Raw genomic sequence first — 1,855 nt, 5'->3', positions numbered from 1 at the left:
AGGCGACGGTGTTGTCCCTCCCCGGCCTTGCGCCTGCGCCGCTGGCGGACCTGGGAACCGCATTGGCCGATGCCAGCGCCGTCCTGACGGTCGAGGCGCACCAGCAGACGGGAGGACTGGGTTCTTTGGTGGCGGAGGTTCTCGCGGAAGCCGGATTGGCGAGGCCTTTCCGCCGCCTCGCGGCAACCCAGCCCGGCGCAGGCCGCGGCGGCAGTGCGACCTGGCTGATGGAACGCAGTGGATTGAGCGCCGACCAGATTGCGTCTGCCGCCCGGGAACTGCATTTGTTGAGTTGCCATGAACCCGACAGTGTCGATCATCCTTCCCATCCATAACCAGGCCGACCATGTCGTCACCGTTATAGAGGAATATCATGCAACTCTCCGCAGCCTTTCGGTGCCGTGGGAAATTATCCTCGTCGAGAATGGATCGCGTGACGACAGCGCCGCGCTCTGTGCGGAGCTGGCAATCCGCTATCCCAATGTGCGCACATTGAGAGCCGACAATGCGGGCTGGGGCCGCGCGGTCAGGACAGGCCTGGCGGCCGCCCGGGGAGAATTTCTATGCTATACGAATTCGGCGCGTACGGCGGGAGCTGATCTGCGCCGGGCGCTGGATGCCGGCATAAGCCGGCCGGACAGCGTCCTCAAGGCCGAACGGAAGCAGGGCCGGGCGTGGCTTCGCGCGCTTGGATCGCAGTTGTACAATCTCGAGGCGAGGCTGCTTTTCGGGCTGCGGCTGCGCGATATCAACGGCACGCCGAAACTGTTCCATCGCCGCTTCGAGGCGCTCCTGGATCTGCAGCGCGATGACGATCTGATCGATCTCGAATTCTGCATAATCTGTCGCCGCCATGGATACGCGATCACCCCCTTCGGCATGGCATCCGGCCCTAGACACGGCGGTCGCTCGACAACCGGATGGCGCACGGCCATGCGGCTCTATCGCGGCGCGCTGCGAATGAGGTTGCAAAGTTGAGCGACGGGAACGACTCCTTCCAGGCCGACCATCAAGCCTGGCGTGACCCGGCCAGCGTCGTGGCGCAGTGGCAGGACGCGGGAGCGATCGACAGCAGTCTGCTTGAAGTCGAGGTGACGGGGCCATGGTGGCAGAGTCTCGCCGAGGCCGGCGTCACCTTGCTGGTCAGCCGCGAATACGAGCATCTCCTGCTGGCGCTCTCGATGGCCTCGGGATCACCCCAGGTGAGCTACCTCAGGCTGCCGCACCCGTCGGGCATTGCCTTCGACGCGGCACGGGGAGAAGTCCATGTCGCAAGCACACGCAATCCGAATGTCTTGTACACGCTGCGGGCTGCGGACGGGCTTCTGCCACGCAGGGATCTCACATCGAAGGGCATTGCCGGAAACGTGCTCATGCCCGCGGGTGCCCGCTTCCTGCCCGGCAGCACATATCTCCACGATCTGGCGATGATCGGCCCTGAGCTGCATGGCAGTGCTGTTGGTGAAAACGCCATTGTCGCATTCCCGGCGCTCGGTGGCAGCCAGCGTGTATGGTGGCCGTCATGCATCGAGGGGGACGCGGGAGCGGATTTTGGCCTCAATCATTTGCAGCTCAATGGCATCGCGGCCGGAAAGAGTCTGGCCGAAAGCTGCTTCACGGCATCCAAGGACGATCTCGTCGGCGCACGACCTGGCCAGATCGAATTTGCCGTGGAAGGGCGCGGCGTCGTTTTCAGCGGCGCGACGCGATTGCCGATGACGCGTGGCTTGACCCGTCCGCACTCCCCCCGCTTCGTCGGCGATGCCTTGTGGGTTGCCAACAGCGGATTCGGCAGCGTCGTAAGCTGCGGACAGGATGGCAGCATCGAGATCGTCGCGCGCCTGCGGGGCTGGAC

3 protein-coding genes are annotated in these 1,855 nt (G+C 64.5%); all 3 read left to right on the top strand.

Going from position 1 to position 1,855, the window contains the following annotated elements:
- Positions 1 to 335: transketolase C-terminal domain-containing protein (locus tag EN742_RS33725; protein ID WP_281035034.1), on the top strand; the 335-nt coding region annotated here is incomplete at its 5' end.
- Entirely contained in the window at positions 298 to 978 is a 681-nt protein-coding gene (locus tag EN742_RS33720) for a glycosyltransferase family 2 protein (RefSeq protein ID WP_127406047.1), read from the top strand. The genes EN742_RS33725 and EN742_RS33720, both read left to right, overlap by 38 nt.
- A partial coding sequence (locus tag EN742_RS33715; protein ID WP_128333813.1) for a DUF4915 domain-containing protein occupies positions 921 to 1,855 on the top strand: 935 nt, incomplete at its 3' end. The genes EN742_RS33720 and EN742_RS33715, both read left to right, overlap by 58 nt.

This window comes from Mesorhizobium sp. M4A.F.Ca.ET.020.02.1.1 (genome assembly GCF_004022645.1).
Taxonomy (GTDB): Bacteria; Pseudomonadota; Alphaproteobacteria; order Rhizobiales; family Rhizobiaceae; genus Mesorhizobium.
The sequence above is the reverse complement of the archived record's forward strand: the minus strand, read 5'-3'. Positions and strand labels throughout refer to the sequence as shown.

Bases quoted from the DNA above. Each gene is read 5' to 3' on its own strand.
- EN742_RS33720 (WP_127406047.1), top strand. From the start codon at position 298: ATGAACCCGACAGTGTCGATCATCCTTCCCATCCATAACCAGGCCGAC.